Source organism: Nakamurella alba, from assembly GCF_009707545.1.
GTDB classification, from domain to species: domain Bacteria; phylum Actinomycetota; class Actinomycetes; order Mycobacteriales; family Nakamurellaceae; genus Nakamurella; species Nakamurella alba.
The window spans coordinates 38013-54285 of sequence record NZ_WLYK01000008.1 but is presented as its reverse complement, the minus strand read 5'-3'; the positions used below and the strand labels follow the sequence as shown (position 1 = coordinate 54285).

Genomic DNA, 16273 nt, shown 5'->3' with positions numbered 1-16273 from the left:
GCGGGCCGTTGTTCCCCGGAAGGGATCCCGCGTCCTGCGCGTCTCGCCTACGCTCGTTCCTCGCTACGACTCGATGCTCGACCGCACGATCCCGGGAACAACGACCGGTCGTTTCCTGCTCAGGCGGATGCCCGGTCGCTCGTCGGAATCGTGCGGTCGAGCATCGCAGCACGGCGCGAGGAACGAGCAGAGTGCGAGAAGCGCAGAACGCGGGATTCCATCAAGGACGAGCGACCCGCGGCCCCCGGGCCGCCATGTTCAGCCTGCGCTGGCTCCGGCGACATCGGCGGGCAGGGGTGAGCCGTCGATGCCGGCGGCCGCCGGCTCCCCACCGACCGGGCTGATCAGCACGGAGGCCGGGTCGGTGGGGGTCAGGTCGCCGGCGACGGCGTCCGCCACGGGCACCTCCCCCATCCGGTTCCCGTTGCTGCCCAACGCATCCGGCTGACTGCACAGCCCCGGGTTCCAGCGTTGGACGATGGTGTTGGTCATGGCGGAGTCGCAGGACGACAGGTAGTCGATGATGTTGCGGTCGAAGACCGCATCGGGTTGGGTGCCGATCCGGACCGATCCGTTGAGCACGGTGTTGTTCCGGACCACCATGCCCACCGCCGAGCTCTCCCGGATGTCCAGGGCGGAGCCGCCGCGGCAGGCGTCGCCGCGCACCACACACCCCTGGACCCAGTTGGACTCGATGACCAGTCCGTCGATGCCCTTGCCGCTGCCGTGCGACAGGATGATCCCGGCGTTGGAGCAGTTCGCTATCCGATTGCCGACGATGGTGACGTCACTGGCGTCGAACACCTGGATGCAGTCGGAGTGGTACTGGGTGTCGCCCTGCTGGTTGTAGTCGCGGATGACGTTGTTCTCGATCCGCACCCCGGACGCCCCGTTGCCGATCTGGATGCCGTCCAGCGAACTCCCGTCGCGGAACACCGAGTTGCGGACCACGGTGTCGCCGGAGCGGACGAAGAGGCCGCCCTGCTCGACGGTCACCCCGTCCAGGATCGTGCCGACCGCGGACGGTCGCAGGTAGAGCACGCCGGTGACGGTGATCCCGGTCCAGGTGGTGTTCGGCGACAGCACATTCAGCCGGTCGATGGACACGTCCGCACCGTCGGCGACACCGATCAGCACCCGGCCGTCCTCGGTCACCGACGACGCCGCGATCTCGAGCACGCCGTAGTCGCCGGCGGTGAGCAGGATCCCGGAGGCGCTGTCCGGATGATCACGCAGGTCGGCGAACGCCCGCCCGACGGTGCAGGGGTCGTCCTCCCGGCAGCTGCCCTGGCGGTTGCCCGGAGCCACGTAGAGCGCATCGCCGGGTGCGACGGACGCGGAGGCGGAGGGGGTGGCCGGCGCCGTGGCGGACGCCGTTCCGGAGGCGGAGGCGGTCGGTGCCCTGGTCGCACTGGTGGACGAGGTCGACGGGTCCGGACCGGCGATGAAGTCGGGCGGGTTCACACTGGTCGGCGCGACATCCCGCACGGCGAGCACGATCCCGCCGGCCACCAGCAGCGCGGCGATCACCGCCGCGGCCGCCATCCAGCGTCGGCGGCGCCGCCCGGGGCCGGTCGGCGGTGGGGCGGCCACGGCGGTGTCGCTCAGCACGTCCGGCCGCTCGCCGCGCACTCCTCCGCGGCGCCGAGCAGCGCCTGCCAGGCGACCTCGGCGAGCTTGCCCTGGCCGGTCTCCGAGGGGTGGAAGTAGTCCACGGTGGAGATGTCCTGCTGCGAGAACTGGGCGGCGTGCACCGCCCCGCCGTCGTAGGTGCAGCGCGGCTGGTCCTGGCACCGCTGCTCGATCTGCGCGTTGTACTGCACGATCCGCTGGCCGATCGCGGCCCGGCGGTCGACGTCGGCCTTGTCGGTCGAGGTCGCGTTCTGCAGCAACGACGCACAGCCCGCGAAGTCGGACCAGACCGCATGTGCCGCATCGCTGTCCGCGAACAGGTCGACCAGCTGCGGCAGGTCCGGGATGGAGGTGATGAAGATGTGGGTGTCCGGCAGCTCCGTGCTGATCGTGTCCAGCACCTCGCCGATGGACTCGCCGAACTCCTGGGCCCCGGTCACCACGCCGATGCTGGTCCGGCAGGCGTCGTTCGCACCGGCCAGGATCACCACCAGGCCGGGGGCGGTCTTCACCACCTGGTCCAGCTGGTCGCCGAGCTGGGCGGCGCGGATGCCGGGACGCGCCTCGTTGTAGACCGCGGGCGCGCTGCCCGCGAGGGAGGCGATACGGGACGACAGGCTCATCACCGAGGTGTCGGATCCGGTGGCCCAGGAAGCGGCGGCGCACGCACCCTGCTTGCCACAGGCGTTCACCCCGGCGGTGATGGAGTCGCCCATCGCGGCCACGGACGTCACGTCGGTGAGGAACGGCTCCGGCGCGGCGGACGTCGAGGGCGCCGGGGTGGGTGTCCCGTCCGTCGACGAGCAGGCGGCGAGCAGCAGACCCACCGCGGCCACGAGGGCCGGCAGCACCCGCCGGGTCGCCCGCCGCCGGTCGCGCGGACCACTCATCGTCTTCATCCGTTCCTGGGGTTCCTCACCGTGCGCACGAAGGCGAGGATCTGCTTCACATCCCCGCGGAAGCCGGGGAGGAGGCACAACAACGCCAGGACGAGCACGCCGGCGAGTCCGCCGGCCAGCAGTTGCAGGATCGCGATGTCCCCGACGACGTGTGCGACCCCCCAGCTCACCAGGAAGCACGGTACCGCGAGGGAGGCCGGTCGGAGAACCGGCTTCAGCACATCCGCGCCGGTGACGGCCGTCCCGCTGATCGCCATCCGGAAGCCCGGCCAGAGCAGCAGCAGGGAGACGACGCCGTAGCAGAGCGCCAACCCCTCCACCTCGTCCCACCAGTAGCCGAGGAAGAACGAGGCGATGACGATCGGCCTGGTCACGACGTAGTACACCAACTGCTTGCGGGTGCGGCCGAGCGAGATGTACAGCCAGCCCTGGATGTTGCCGAAGGCCTGGGCCACGCCGGCGATCGCCAGCAGACTGAAGATGGTGCCGGCCCGGCTCCACTCGTCGCCCAGCAGCACCTCGACGAGCGGCACCGCGACGCCGGCCGCGACGGCGAACACCGGGCAGGCCAGGTAGCCGATGACCAGCAGCGCGCTGCGCACGTAGCGCCGGTAGCGCTCGTGGTCGTCCTGCAGCCGGCTGAGCACCGGCAGCGCGACCCGGGTCAACGGTCCGTTGAGCTGGGACAGCGGCAGCAGCAGCAGGTTGTAGGCCCGCGAGTACAGACCCAGCAGCGCGGCGCCGCCGAACCGGCCGACCACGATGTTGTCGATGTTGCGGGCCGCGTAGTTCAGCAGCTGCACGCCGAAGATGTTGGCGCCGGTGCCGACGAAGGGCATCACCTCGCGGTTGATCCGCGGGCGGCCCACCTTCGGCCAGGCCACCCGGATCAGCGCGATCAACCGGTACACCACGCCGACGCCGGTGAGCAGCACCAGCGACCAGACACCCCAGCCGAGCAGCGCACCGGCGATCGAGGCCGTCACGCCGAACAGCATCGACAGCACGTCGATCGACGCCAGGGTGGAGAACCGCAGCTCCCGTTGCAGTTTCGTCTGCAACGGCATGCAGAGCCCGTTGATCAGCAGGCCCGGCGAGAGGACCAGCACCAGCACGGTCAACCGGGGCTCGCCGTACAGCGCGGCGATCAGCGGGGCGCAGGCGGCCACCACGACCATGCAGATCGCACCCAGCCCCAGCGACAGCCAGACCAGCGACGACCAGAGCTCGCTGCTGATCTTCTTGACCTGGACGATCGCACCGGACAGGCCGAAGTCGCGGAGCAGGTCGGCGACGCCGACGATCGCGGTGACCATGGCCACCAGGCCGAAGTCCTCCGGCACCAGCAGCCGGGCGAGCAGCACGGTGGACACGGTCTGCACGACCGTCCGGCCCCACTGGCCGCCCAGGGTGACCAGGACGCCGCGGCTGGTGGCGCGGGCCAGCCCGCCGGGCGGGATCGCCTCGGGGTCCGGGGAGGCCACCGTGGCTTCGGTGGCCGCCGTGGCCGCCGTGGCCGCCACCGGCATCGTGCCCTCCGTCACGACCGGGTCCGGTTCCGGCACCGTCACTGCCTCGGCGGCCACCACCGCCGCCGGTCCGGTCACCGGCTCGCCGGGCACCCCCGGATCACGGGCGGTGTCGCGGATCTCGCTCATGTCCGGCTCGTCTCGTCCCGTTCCCAGACCTGCGCCTGGCCCCGCGCCAGTTTGCGCCGTCCGAGGATCCGCGGCACCACGTACCCCACGCAGTAGACGGCGAAGTCCGGCCAGAGCAGCGGGCGCCGGGCCACCCGCTTCACCAGGTTCTTCATCCCGGACCCGCCCGGGGCTGTGGCCACGGAATCCGTCCGCCCGTCGGCGCCGGAACGGCTGCGCAGCTGGGCGTTCCCGGCCGAGGACCGGACCGAGCGGTGCACCAGGGCCCGGAAGGTGCGCGGGGCGTGCACGGTGAAGGTCCGGGTCCCGCCGCGCCGCTCGTCCAGGGTGAACAGCTCCTGCACGTAGCGGTCGTCGGCGATCACGTCCGGGAACTGGCCGAACCGGCCGCGGCCCGCCTCGGACAGGGCGTAGATGCCGGAGCCCACATGGCCCAGCGAGCGGTAGTCGGTCAGCTCCCAGATCCGGTAGTGGGCGCGGACCGGCCAGGACGAGCGGGAGGCGTCCACCACCATGGCCGGGGCACCGACGAGCGGCTGCTCGGGATCGGTGAGCATCGCCGCGATCTCGCGGAGCGCCGCGGTGTCCACCGCGATGTCGGCATCGACGTAGGCGCGGGGGAAAACGGTCGCGACGTCGTCGCCGAGGTTGAGCGCGGCGATCTTGGAGGCGGTGGTGGTCTCGGCCACCCGTACCGCCGGGTGCACGGCCCTCGCCGCCGCGACGGTCCCGTCGGTGCACCCGTTGGCCGCGACGACGACCTCGAGCTCGCCGGAGGAGATGCCGTCGAGCAGTCCGGACAGCAGCCGGGTGATGACGGCCTCCTCGTTGTGCGCCGGTACGACGACGCTGAGCACGGGGGAGGTCACGGCAGGAGGCTCGATCGGCGGGACGGCGGGGCTCACGGGGGACGGGTCCGTCATCCGCTGACCGGTGCCTTCCCCGTGCGTTCGGCCCGCTCCCGGGCACGGATCAACGTGGCGACGGAAGGCCGCTTGGTCCAAGGGATCTCGGTGATCAGGAAGCCCCCGATGGCCAGCATGATCGACGCCACCAGCACGGTCTGCAGGAATCCGAAACCGTCGAAGAAGAACAGCGCGACCAGGTAGCCGAGCAGGATCACCGACAGGGCGGCGCCGAGGTCGGTCCAACGGTCCGGCGTGGTCGGCGAGTGGGAGAACCGCCACAGCCGCACGGCCGGGTAGGCCAGCAGCACGACGACGCCGAGCAGCCCGAGGAAGCCCGACTCGATGAAGGTGTTGAGCAGCTGGTCGTCCAGGATGAAGGCGTTCGCCTCCGGCCCGACGACGATCCGGCTGCCGACGCCGATGCCGAAGAAGGGGCTGCGCAGCGCCTCCTCGATCCCGGGCCCGAGGTCGGCGAGCCGGCCGCTGCCGGTCCAGCCGGCCGAGGCGTACTGCGACGCGATGAGCTCGTCGGTGTCGAGGAATTCCCGGAAGATACCGAGCACCACCCGGGGTGCGGCCAGGGCCGCGACGGCCGCCAGCGGCAGACCGATCAGGACCAGCGGCCGGAAGATCCGGGGTCGGACCATGATCCCCAGCACCACCATCACACCCAGGATCACGAAGCTGGTGCGGGACACCGTGCAGATCAGGCCGGCCAGCATGGCCATGGCCGTCGCCAGCCAGAAGATCCGGCAGCCGGACGCGGTGCGCATCGGCTTCGTGGCATGCCGGGCCAGGTAGATCGCCAGCGGGAGCAGCATGCAGAAGAGCACGGAGAGCGCGATCGGGTGCTGCGCGGAGCCGAACGCCCGCGCACCACCGCTGCGGACCAGTTCGCTGGGATCGGCCATCCGCTGCAACTGCAGCCAGCCGCCCAGCGCCATGAAGACGTTGAAGCCGAGGTAGCGCTCGACGACGGCGCCGAGCCCGATGATCCCGCCCGCGGCCGCCAGGAACATCACCACCCGCTGGACGATCTCCTCGCTGCGCAGCAGCACGCGGACGATGAAGAAGACGCCGAAGAGGAAGACGTAGTTGAGCAGGCCGCCGAGAGAGGTGTTGAGCAGACCCTGGTCCGCGAGTTCGCCGGTGTTGACCGCCAGCGAGGCGGTGAGGGTGGCCAGGAAGAAGCCGATCGCTCCGCCGAAACCGCTACGGCGCCAACGGAATCGGGGATCCACCAGCAGCGAGATGATGATGCCCAGGGCCACCACCACCAGCACCGCCCGGTAGGGCTCCAGCGCGAAGGGCAGCGGGATCGGCAGCTTGTACCGCCGGACCGGCAGGAACATGATCACCGCGAGCAGGATCATCAGCAGACCGGTCCAGCCGAAGATCGCCTTGCGCAGCACGACCACGATCGACAGCAACGCCAGCACGGCGCCGACCAGTTGGCCGGGCAGGTACAGCGCGGCGACCAGGCAGACCGCGGTCAGGATGACCGCACTCGCCCACACCCGGGCGATCTCGGCGCGGGCGGCGCGGCGCCGCCGGTCGAGGCGGTCGCTACGCCGCGCCGGACCGGGCGGTCCGCCGTCCGCGGCCGATGCCTCGGCCGGGTCGATGCGGGGTTCGACGTCGGTCACGTCGGTCAGTCACGCGGGGAACGGTCGTCGCCCCGGGGCGGGAAGCCCGGCAGCAACGGCGGCCGGCCGTCGCCGCGGTCGACCGGGAAGGCGCCGTTGCGGTCGAAGCCCATCGGTCCGGGAGCGCCGGGAACGGGTCCGCTCGCCGGGAAGTCGGCGGGGCCGGCACCGACCGGCTCGGCGATGCGCTCGTGGTTGCGGGCCTCCTCCAGGGCGTCCCGCTCCTTCTCCAGCCGGCGGGTCCGCACGTTGAAGAGGACGAAGATCAGCGCGATGAAGGCGGCCAGCACACCGATTCCGGTGACCACCACGCCGAGCAGCGGGTTGCTGGTCTCCACCGGCTGCGCCTCGTTCTGGTTCAGCGTGACCAGGGTCGTGCGCTGCTCCGCCGGGGTGCCGTTCTGGTCCTGCTGTTGCGCGACGAAGGTCTGGAAGGCCTCGTTCGCGGCCCGGGAGATGTCCTGGGCGCGGGCGGCGGTCGGCGCCTGGCCGATGATCGAGAGCACCGGGAGCGAGAACCGGCCGCCGGTGTCGTCCGGGCTGCCCGGCATATTGGTGCGGGCGATCGCGGTCAGCGCCTCGTCCTCGCCGAAGGCACCGACCTGGTCCTCGACGGCCTTGCGGATCACGTCGCTGGACACGTAATAGGCGTAGGTCGGCGCCAGGCCGGCCAGGTCCACGTCACGCGGGGCGGAGGAGCCGTCGGGCACCGCTTCCCCGGGGACCTGGTTGAGGAACAGCTGGCCGTTGTTCCCACCGATCAGCACGTAGGTGGAGGCGGTGTACAGCCCCTCCGACCGCGAGACGACCTTTCCGTCCTGGATCTTGAAGCCGACCAGGAAGGCGGCGGCCGCGGCGACCACGACACCGACCACCAGCAGCCACTTGTAGGTCCAGAGCGCTCGACCGTAGAGAGCGATGTCCATGAGATCTCCCAACCTGTGACCGGAGTCGCGAATCGATGTCGGTGATGTCGGTGCTGTCGGTGACGGCGTTGCTGACAGGGCGATGAGTTCGGCGACAACGACGAGTGCTCAGACGATCAGGAGGGTCCGGGACCGCTGTACCACTGCACCACGTGCCTGCCCGACGGCTCTCGGACCGTGAACCGCTCCCGGATGCGGTTCTCGGTCATCGTCGGGTAGCAGGGTTACAGATATGTTTCGTCCAAGGCAATCCGGTGCGACGGAGCGGTGTCCTGTCCTCGCTCGGACGGCCTCGATCGGCCCAGGTCCGCGCCCTGATGCACGGTTCGTGTGACGGTTTGACACCGATCCCACAGGCGTTCGGGTGGCGTGCCCGTTCGGCCTGCCGGTCCGTAGGACAGACCGGCGGCTCCGCACACCATCGAGTTCTTTCCGGTTGCTCCCGCCCGGTCCCCTACGTCCGGAACAGCGGAGAGTGACCTCCACCACGCGCCGGTGGCGCAACCGGGGACGCGCACCCCTGCCAGGTCGGTGCCGGGTCGACCCTCGGTGTGGCTTTCGGCCATGTGAGCGACCCGGGTGACCGGCGCGTTCGCCGATTGGTGACAGCCGTCGCCGTGTGCCGTACGGTTTCCGCCAGGATGACCGGTCCGTAGGTCGGGGGCACCGCGGTGTCGGGGAACAGCGGTACCGGTCGGGCAGTTCACCGCGGCAGTGGCCGGAAGCACCCCGTCCGGAGACGCCGCCGACTTCTCGAGCGAGGTTCGTGTGCCCCAGGGGCCAGTCACGCGCGGAGCGGCCGACCCCGCAGCGCGCGGAACAGGCACGCGGGCCACCGGGACCGCTGGGACCACGGGAACCGCTGGGACCCCTGGAACCGCTGCCGAAACCACCGGCACCGCCGCCGACGGCGGCCGGCCGCTGTCCGTCCTCTACAGCTTCCCGCACGACCTGGGCAATCCGGGGATCGGCACCACCGCGTGGCACCAGGTCAGCGATCTGGTCGCGAAGGGGCACCGGGTCACCCTCGTCACCGGCACGGTGGCCCGGCCGGTGGAGGGCCTGGAGAAGGTCGTCGAGACGCTGCGCTTCGCCGGCCGGCGGATCCCGCGCCGCATCATCGGGCTGAACCGATCGCTGACCTACCACGACCTGCGCGCCCGGTCCGTGCTGCGCCGCGGCCACTTCGACGTGGTGCACACCTGGCCGCTGGCCGCGGCCCGCACCCTGGCGGCCGCCCGCCGGTCCGGCGTGGCGGGCCTGCGGGAGTCGCCGAACACCCACACCGGGCACGCCTACCGGGTGGTCGCCCGCGAGATCGCCTCGCTGGGAGTGAGACTCGCCACCGGCAGTCCCCATCGGTTCAATGCCTGGCGGCTGCGCACCGAGCAGGACGAATGGTCCTACGCCGGCGGGATCCTGGTCCCCTCGGAGACCGTCGCGGACACGTTCCGTACTGCCGGATTCGCGGAGCGTGTTCTTCTCCGGCACCGCTACGGCTACGATCCTGATGTCTTCCGTGCCGCTCCGCAGGGTCGCGAGCCGGGCGGGTTGCGTGCCGTCTACGTCGGCAGGTGCGAGCCCCGAAAGGGTCTGCACCACGCGCTCCGCGCCTGGCGTGCCTCGGAGGCGTCGGTGGACGGGACCTTCTCGATCTTCGGCTCCTTCGACCCCGGATACCGGGAGCACCTGGCCCCGTTGCTCGACCACCCGTCGGTGCGGCTCGCCGGGTTCTCCGGTGACGTGGCCCGCGCCTACCGGGAGTCGGACGTCCTGCTGTTGCCGTCGGTCGAGGAAGGTAGTGCCCTGGTGATCTACGAGGCGATGGCGAGCGGATGCGTGCCGTTGGTCTCGGACGTCGCCGGTGCCTACGTCACGGACGGCGTCAGCGGATTCCTGCACCGGGCCGGCGACGAGGCGACCCTCACCTCGCAGCTCGACGACCTCGCCACCGACCCGGAGCTGCTGGCCCGCGCCCGCGCCGCGACCATCGCCCGGGCCGCGGACCTCACCTGGTCCGATGCCGGCGACCAGCTGATCACCGCGTATCGCACCGCGATCGACCGCGTCGGAGGTTCCGGTCGCATCGGCGCCGGTTCCGACGACCTGCGCCCGGCCGGCCCGCCCCGATGACGGCACCCCGCACCACCGCGACCGTGGTGGTCTGCACCCGGAACCGCCCGGAGATGCTCACCCACCTGCTCGCCTCGATCCGTGACCGGGGCCCCGAGGGCACCGACGTGCTGGTGGTCGACTCGGCCTCCGACGGACCGGGGACGCGCGCCGCTGCCGAGCGGGCCGGTGTGCGCTACGTCCGGTCCGCCCGCCCGGGCCTGTCGATCGCGCGGAACATCGGCGTCCGGGAGGCGACCGGCGACGTGGTGATCTTCACCGACGACGACTGCGAGGTCGCCGCCGACTGGATCCCGACACTGCTCGCCCGGTTCGAGGACTGGCGGGTCGGTGCGGTGTCCGGCCGGATGCTCGATCCGGGTGCACCGACGGCCGTCTACGAGGACCCGCACCGGAAGACCTACACGCGGACGGTCCAGGGCCTCGATGCCGGTCACGGCGCCCTGATGGCGTTCGACCGGACGGCGGTGCTGGAGCTCGGTGGGTTCGACGAGGTGCTCGGCGCCGGCCGGACCCACGCCGGCGCAGAGGATCTCGACATGTTCTGCCGGATCCTGCGGGCCGGCTGGCTGGTCGTCCACGAGCCGGCGTCCGCCGTGATCCACCTGAACCAGCGGCAGGGCGGCGACTACACCGCACTGCTCCGCGGCTACGGCCTCGGACTCGGCGCGCTCGTCGGCAAGTTCCTCCGCATCGACCTCTCGGTCGGCCTCGCCCTGGGGGCGATCGTGCTGCGACGCACGGTCATCCGCGCCGTACGGCTCACCCTGCGCCGGAGCAAGCGGGCCAGGGGCGACCGCGCGATGCTCGCCGGCATCGTCACCGGCCTGGTGGGTACCGCCCGGATCCCGGTCGAGGGTTCGTGTTTCGTCGACGAGCACCCGCCGGCGACGGTCCCGGAGCCGGCATCGGCATGAGCGCACCGGCATGAACAACCCCGCCCGGCCCACGGTGGTCCCGCTGTCCACCGTGGACGAGCGGTACCTGACCTCCCCGGCCGCCTGGGCCGCCTTCCGTCCGACCGGCAGCATCTTCCTGACCGGCGCGGACCTGCGGGGACCGGACGGCCGGATCGACATGCGTCCGGTGGTCGACGTGCTGGAGCGGGTGTCCGGCCGCATCCCCGAGATGCGGCGCCGGATCCTGCGGCCGGTTCTCGGGCTGCACGCGCCGGCCTGGGTGCCGGACACCGGGTTCCGCGCCGTCGACCACGTGCGGCTGGTGCCCGGCGTGCTGCCCGCCGGCGACCTGCCGGCCGCCCTGGTCGCCGGATTCGAGAACGGCCCGATGTCAGCGGACAGCTCCCCCTGGGACGTGGTCGTCGCCGACCTGGACGACGGCCGGGTGCTGCTCGTCGTGCGCATCCACCACGTGATGGGTGACGGGCTGTTCGGGCGGCGCGTGCTGACCGAGCTGGTGAACGCCTCGGCCGCGGTCGGCGTGGGTGCGGCCGCCGCGGCGGACGAGCCGTTCGCGACCGAGCACGGCCCGTCGGGACGGGCCGGGTTGCTGGTGCACACGGTGCGGGAGTTCGGGCGGGACGCCCGCCGGTCCGGCGGGCCGGTCCGGGTCTTCCGGCAGCGGTCGTTCGCCGGCCGGCTGCGTCGGTTCGCCGGCAGGAACCTCCGGCCGCTCCGCCACCGGCTGCGCTTCCTGCAAGGCGGTGCCGACACCCTGCTGCAGCGTCGCGAGACAGCGGTCATGACCTACGATCTCGCACCGGTCCGGCGTTTCGCCCGGGAGAACGGCGGCGGTATCGCCGATCTCATGGCCGCGTGGCTGGGCATGTCGGTCGGACAGGTCACCTCGCAGCGGGGCCCGGTGCGGGTGCTGCTGCCGATCGCGGCCCGGGAGCGCGGCTCGGAGGTCACCGGCAACGCCGTCCGCGTGCTTGTCACCGAGGTGCCCGCGGGGAGTCCGGACGAGCTGGGCGGCCGGACGGCCGCCGTGGCAGGCAGTGTGGCCGATGCCGCACGCGAGAACCGTTTCCCGACACCGACTCCCGGCACCTGGGACGGTTACGCCACGTACCTCCCGGTGAGCCCGCGGGTGCCGCGCATGTTCGGCGGCACGGCCGACACCATCATCTTCTGGCCGGCGATGGACCCCCGGGAGAAGTGCGCGGTGCTGGCCTGCTCGGTCGGCACCCGGATCGCGATCGGCGTGGTGACGGGCAGCGGGCTGTCCGCCGACGAACTGGCGGCCGCGATGCGGCGCACCTGGGACGAGAGAGAAGGAGTCGCGGCATGAGACTGCCGTCGTTCGTCCGGTCGTTCACCGACGTCCGGACCTACCTGCACGGGTTCCGGTTGGCCCACTTCTACTCGTACAGCCACGTGCGTGAGGTGCGGAAGATGCGGGTCGGCGCGGGCGCCTCGTTCGCGCCGAACGTCTCCTTCCGCAACGGGGAGCGCATCGTGATCGGGGCCGGCAGCCACATCGGCGAACACTCCGTGGTGTGGGCCGGCAACTCCTCCGGATCGATCACCTTCGGCGAGAAGTGCCTGCTGGCACCGAGATGTGTGCTCACCGCGTCGAACTACGCCATCGAGCAGGGCACCCCGGTGATGGACCAGCCCAAGATCGAGAAGGACATCGTGCTCGGCCGCGACGTCTGGCTCGGGGCCGGGGTGGTGGTCACCGCCGGCGTGACCATCGGTGACGGCGCCGTGGTCGGGGCCGGCGCGGTCGTCACCAAGGACCTGCCCGCGCAGTGCATCGCCGTCGGCATCCCGGCCAAGGTGGTCGGCTACCGCCCGGCCGCCGGGACGTCCGCAGCGGTGACTACGGAGGTGACCAGTGGCGCCGGGACCTGAGGACGTGCCCACGGTCTCCGTGCTGCTCGTCAACTACAACACCCGCGACCGCACCGCGGAGTGCCTGAGATCCCTCCAGGAGCAACGGATCCCGGGGCTGGACGTGGTGGTCGTCGACAACGGCTCCGCCGACGGCAGCGCGGCGGCGTTGGCCGCGGCCTTCCCGGAGGTGACGGTGGTCCCCTCCCCGGAGAACCTCGGGTTCGGCCGCGCGGTGAACCTCGCCGCGGAGCGGGCCACCGGCGAGTTCCTGCTGCTGCTCAACCCGGACACCACGGTGCGCCCCGGCGCACTGGAGGCTTTGCGGGACCATGCCGTGCTGCATCCGGGGAACGGCCTGTACGGCGGCCGGACCCTGCGCCCCGACGGCACTCTCGATCCCAGCTCGTGCTGGGGGGCGCCGACCCTGTGGTCGATGGTCAGCTACGCACTGGGTCTGTCCACGGTGTTCCGGCGCTCGACCTTCTTCGACCCGGAGTCGCTCGGTCACTGGCAGCGGGACACCGTGCGCGAGGTGCCCATCGTCACCGGCTGCCTGCTGCTCGTCTCCCGGGCCGACTTCGACCGGCTGCAGGGCATGGACCCGGTCTACTTCCTCTACGGCGAGGACGCCGACTTCTCCACCCGGGCCTGGGCTCTCGGCATGCGGCCGGTGATCGTGCCGACCGCGGAGATCATCCACGACAACGGCGGGGCGAGCGCCGACAAGGGCCTGAAGATGTGCATGGTGTGGGCCGGCCGCGCCACCTACCTGTGGCGCAACTGGACCACCTGGCGGGCCCGCTTCGGCGTCGCCGCGCTGCAGCTGGGCGCCTTGCTGCGGTCGGTGGGCGAGCGCGCCACCCGGCGCCGCAGCCGGACCTGGACGACGGTGTGGTCGCGGCGCGAGGACTGGCGGTCGGGCTATCCGATCGCCGAGGAGACCCTGTTCGGACGCACCACCCCTGCGGAGGCAGCATGACCACCGGGATCCGTCCCCACGACAGCGCGGCCGGATCCGCTCCCGCCGGGGCGATCGCGCGGGACATCGTGTTCACCTTCACCTTCGAGACCTACGGCGATGCCGTGCATCGCGGCATGAACCGGCCGCCGGACCGGCTGCTGCAGAGCCTGATGGTGTCCGAACAGGTCCGCCGACTGCTGGTGGTCAACCCGTTCCGCAGTGCCCCGGTGCGCGCGCTGCGCACCGTCCTGGGGAAGGGCGATGCCCGGTTCCCGGCCGACGACGAGCACACCCTGTACACGCCGCTGCGGGTGCGGCGGCAGGACCCCACGGACGTGCCGAAGGTGCGCAGCGCGTTCCGCGAGTTCGACCGGAAGGTCGGCGAGACCGCCCGCGGCCGTGGACTCGTGCATCCCGCGGTGATCACCGCCAACCCGTTGATGGGCGCCTTCTGCCCGTTCGACTGGGCCGGACCGGTCACCTTCTACGCCCGCGACGACTGGGCGGCGCTGCCGTCCCGCGAGCCGTGGTGGCCGGCGATCCGTGCCGCCTACCGGTCGATGCAGGCCTCCGGCCGGGCCGTGGTGGCGGTGTCGCAGAAGATCATCGACCGGATCGAGCCGACCGGTCCGGCCGCGGTCGTACCCAACGGCGTCGAGCCGGCGGAGTGGACCGGCCCGATGCCGGAGGCGCCGCCCTGGCTGCAGGCGATCCCGCACCCGCGGGCGATCTACGTCGGCACCCTCGACTCCCGTTTGGACGCCGAGGGTCTCGCGGTGCTGGCGAAGGCACGCCCGGACCTGCACGTGGTGCTGCTCGGGATCCGGGCGGACGCCGGGTACCTGGACCGGGTGCTGGAACTGCCGAACGTGCACGTGCACGACCAGGTCGGCCGCGCCGAGCTGGCCGCGTCCATCCGGAACTGCGATCTGGCCCTGCTGTCCCACCAGCGCACCGAGCTCACCGAGGCGATGAGCCCGCTGAAGATCTACGAGTACCTGGCCGCCGGCTGCCCGGTGCTGTCCATCGATCTGGCGCCGTGCCGGAACATCTCCGACCGGGTGCTGCTGACCGACACCGTGGACGACTTCGTCGACGTGCTGGACGACGCCCTGGCGCTCGGCCGGCAGGCCGAGCCGGACCGGCTCGCCTTCCTCGAGGCCAACTCCTGGAAGGCCCGGCACCAGCAGATCCTGTCCGTGGCACTGCGGGCGACGTGAGGCGGACGAACCGCAGCCGGACGGTGCTGGCCGACCCGGCCTTCCGCACCCGGGCGGCCAACCCCTACAACGCCCGTCTGTACGACGCCGTCCGCGGCACGGGTTGGCAGGTGCAGGAGTTCAGCTACCTGGGCATGCTGCGCGGGCCGGCCGTGGTGCACGTGCACTGGCCGGAGCTGCTGTTCCTGTCCAGCCACCGGCCGGTCCAGGTCGCGGTCCGGATACGCCTGTTCTTCGCACTGCTGCGGCTGGCCAGACTCCGTGGGACCCGGCTGTTCTGGACCGCGCACAACATCGGCCACCACGAGACCCGGTCCACCCCGTCGATGCGGCGGCTGCTGCGCCGGCGGTGGGGCGCGGAGGTCGACGGTGCGCTGGTGCTGTCGGCGGATGCCGTCACCGCGCTGCGTGTGGAGTACCCCGAGTTCGCCGCGGTGCCGGTGACAGTGACCCCGCACGGTCACTATCGCGGTGACTACGACTTCTCCCCTTCCCGCGAGAATGCCCGGGAGGCACTGGGTCTGGATCCGGATCGAACCCTGGTCGTGCACGTCGGCCAGATCCGGCCGTACAAGAACGTGCCGGCCCTGGTGCGCGCCGTGGCAGGGATTCCAGGCAGACCCGCCGACCTGCTGGTGGCCGGCTCGGCGAACGCCGACCTGCGCGCTGAGATCGAAGATGCGATCGAGGACGCGATCGGTGCTGCCGGGGCTGCGGTCGCCGACGGTGCTGCGGTCGCCGACGGTGCTGCGGTCGCCGACGGTGCTGCGGTCGCCGACGGTGCTGCGGTCGCCGCCGGTGCCGAGGTTTCCGCCGGTGCCGAGGTTTCCGCCGGTGCCGAGGTTTCCGCCGGTGCCGAGGTTTCCGGGGCTACAGGTACGGGCGATGCTGCCCGCGCCGCCGGTACCGCCGGCGCGGGCAGCGCTGCCGGTCCGGCCGGGATCCGGTTCGACCACGGGCACATCCCGGACGAGAAGATGGGTGCCTACCTGCGCGCCGCCGATCTGGTGGTGCTCCCGTACACGGCGATCCAGAACTCGGGTTCCGCGATCCTCGCCCTGTCCGCCGGAAGACCGGTGGTGGTACCGGATCTCGGCGGCATGGCGGAGCTCGCCGTGTCGATCGGCAGCGAGTGGGTGCACACCTACCGCGGGGACTTCGACAGCGCTGCCCTGGCAGCCGCTCTCGAGTGGTGGCGGGACACCCCCCGCGCCGGGGCGCCGGATCTCGACCATCTGGACTGGCCCGCGATCGCGGCCACCACCGTGGCCGCCTACCAGGACGCGGTGGGCGGGCCGAGGGTACGCCGCCGACCGTCCTGAGGCCGCTCCCGGGCCGCGCACCGCGCACCTCGCGTCCAGTTTCCGTCCCTCCAGGTCGACTGCGCCATCCGTGGGGCGGTGGTGACAGGTCGCACTGTCGCGTCACAGATCCGCGGGACCCTGCCACGGATGCCCGGGCCATGTGTGCGACGACACCCCTCCCTGATCAC

The 16273-nt window shown here is 71.8% G+C and carries 13 protein-coding genes; 7 read left to right on the top strand and 6 right to left on the bottom strand.

The annotated features are described in order from the left end of the window. Positions 1–258: 258 nt before the first annotated feature. The 6 genes from GIS00_RS18045 to GIS00_RS18020 are packed head-to-tail and all read right to left on the bottom strand — an operon-like array spanning position 259 to position 7669. The gene (locus GIS00_RS18045; RefSeq protein ID WP_196073348.1) at positions 259–1611 is read right to left on the bottom strand and encodes a right-handed parallel beta-helix repeat-containing protein; all 1353 of its coding nucleotides are present in this window, start codon (positions 1609–1611) and stop codon (positions 259–261) included. Then, positions 1605–2522, bottom strand: a complete 918-nt coding sequence (locus GIS00_RS18040) for an SGNH/GDSL hydrolase family protein (RefSeq protein WP_196073347.1) — start codon at positions 2520–2522, stop codon at positions 1605–1607. Before GIS00_RS18040 ends, GIS00_RS18045 begins: the two co-directional genes overlap by 7 nt. 5 nt (positions 2523–2527) lie before the next feature. After that, positions 2528–4189, bottom strand: coding sequence for a lipopolysaccharide biosynthesis protein (locus tag GIS00_RS18035; RefSeq protein WP_154769861.1), 1662 nt, complete (start codon positions 4187–4189; stop codon positions 2528–2530). Then, a complete protein-coding gene (locus GIS00_RS18030; RefSeq protein WP_196073346.1) occupies positions 4186–5058 on the bottom strand; it encodes a glycosyltransferase in 873 nt (290 codons plus the stop codon). Before GIS00_RS18030 ends, GIS00_RS18035 begins: the two co-directional genes overlap by 4 nt. 50 nt (positions 5059–5108) lie before the next feature. Continuing rightward, complete coding sequence (locus GIS00_RS18025; protein WP_154769859.1) at positions 5109–6743, bottom strand: O-antigen ligase family protein; 1635 nt, start codon at positions 6741–6743, stop codon at positions 5109–5111. A 5-nt stretch (positions 6744–6748) separates the two neighbouring features. Then, on the bottom strand, positions 6749–7669 hold the full coding sequence (locus tag GIS00_RS18020) for a hypothetical protein (protein WP_154769858.1): 921 nt from the start codon (positions 7667–7669) through the stop codon (positions 6749–6751). A gap of 768 nt (positions 7670–8437) precedes the next feature. Here GIS00_RS18020 and GIS00_RS18015 point away from each other — a divergent pair. The 7 genes from GIS00_RS18015 to GIS00_RS17985 are packed head-to-tail and all read left to right on the top strand — an operon-like array spanning position 8438 to position 16103. Beyond that, entirely contained in the window at positions 8438–9802 is a 1365-nt protein-coding gene (locus tag GIS00_RS18015; protein ID WP_154769857.1) for a glycosyltransferase family 4 protein, read from the top strand. Next, positions 9799–10719: a glycosyltransferase family 2 protein gene (locus tag GIS00_RS18010; protein ID WP_154769856.1), complete on the top strand. Its 921-nt coding sequence runs from the start codon at positions 9799–9801 to the stop codon at positions 10717–10719. Before GIS00_RS18015 ends, GIS00_RS18010 begins: the two co-directional genes overlap by 4 nt. 10 nt (positions 10720–10729) lie before the next feature. Then, positions 10730–12052 carry a wax ester/triacylglycerol synthase domain-containing protein gene (locus GIS00_RS18005; protein ID WP_154769855.1) on the top strand — a complete coding sequence of 441 codons (1323 nt, stop codon included), beginning with the start codon at positions 10730–10732 and terminating at the stop codon, positions 12050–12052. Further along, the gene (locus tag GIS00_RS28680) at positions 12049–12618 is read left to right on the top strand and encodes an acyltransferase (protein ID WP_154769854.1); all 570 of its coding nucleotides are present in this window, start codon (positions 12049–12051) and stop codon (positions 12616–12618) included. The genes GIS00_RS18005 and GIS00_RS28680 overlap by 4 nt, the downstream gene beginning before the upstream one ends. Positions 12619–12622: 4 nt before the next feature. Further along, positions 12623–13579: a glycosyltransferase family 2 protein gene (locus GIS00_RS17995; protein WP_154769853.1), complete on the top strand. Its 957-nt coding sequence runs from the start codon at positions 12623–12625 to the stop codon at positions 13577–13579. Then, on the top strand, positions 13576–14781 hold the full coding sequence (locus GIS00_RS17990; protein WP_154769852.1) for a glycosyltransferase: 1206 nt from the start codon (positions 13576–13578) through the stop codon (positions 14779–14781). Before GIS00_RS17995 ends, GIS00_RS17990 begins: the two co-directional genes overlap by 4 nt. After that, positions 14778–16103, top strand: a complete 1326-nt coding sequence (locus GIS00_RS17985; protein ID WP_154769851.1) for a glycosyltransferase — start codon at positions 14778–14780, stop codon at positions 16101–16103. Before GIS00_RS17990 ends, GIS00_RS17985 begins: the two co-directional genes overlap by 4 nt. The last annotated feature ends 170 nt before the right edge of the window (positions 16104–16273 follow it).

Coding starts and splice junctions, on each gene's coding strand:
- GIS00_RS18040 (WP_196073347.1), bottom strand. CDS start 2,522: ATGAGTGGTCCGCGCGACCGGCGGCGGGCGACCCGGCGGGTGCTGCCG.
- GIS00_RS18035 (WP_154769861.1), bottom strand. CDS start 4,189: ATGAGCGAGATCCGCGACACCGCCCGTGATCCGGGGGTGCCCGGCGAG.
- GIS00_RS18020 (WP_154769858.1), bottom strand. CDS start 7,669: ATGGACATCGCTCTCTACGGTCGAGCGCTCTGGACCTACAAGTGGCTG.
- GIS00_RS18010 (WP_154769856.1), top strand. CDS start 9,799: ATGACGGCACCCCGCACCACCGCGACCGTGGTGGTCTGCACCCGGAAC.
- GIS00_RS18005 (WP_154769855.1), top strand. CDS start 10,730: ATGAACAACCCCGCCCGGCCCACGGTGGTCCCGCTGTCCACCGTGGAC.
- GIS00_RS28680 (WP_154769854.1), top strand. CDS start 12,049: ATGAGACTGCCGTCGTTCGTCCGGTCGTTCACCGACGTCCGGACCTAC.
- GIS00_RS17990 (WP_154769852.1), top strand. CDS start 13,576: ATGACCACCGGGATCCGTCCCCACGACAGCGCGGCCGGATCCGCTCCC.